Below are 222 nucleotides of genomic sequence, written 5' to 3' on the forward strand. Positions count from 1 at the left end.
GCAGTTGATCGGCCGCGTAGTCGTTGGTCATGTAGATGTTCATGAAGTTGGAGGCGGCGAACAGCGCAAATCCGATACCGATGACAATGCGGGGGTCGAAGCGCTGCATCAGCCGCGGCACCAGCGGGATCAGCAGGAGCTGCGGCAGGCCGGTCCAGGCCAGCACCATGCCGATCTGCTCGGCATTGTAGCCCTGGATGCGCGACAGGTACTGCGGCAGGA

General features: G+C 62.6%; 1 protein-coding gene. It reads right to left on the reverse strand.

From position 1 onward, the window contains the following. Nucleotides 1-222, reverse strand: a 222-nt coding sequence (locus tag FNJ47_RS49375; RefSeq protein WP_163163923.1) for an MFS transporter, incomplete at both ends; no start/stop codon positions are given.

The organism is Bradyrhizobium uaiense, assembly GCF_010811875.1.
Taxonomy (GTDB): domain Bacteria; phylum Pseudomonadota; class Alphaproteobacteria; order Rhizobiales; family Xanthobacteraceae; genus Bradyrhizobium; species Bradyrhizobium uaiense.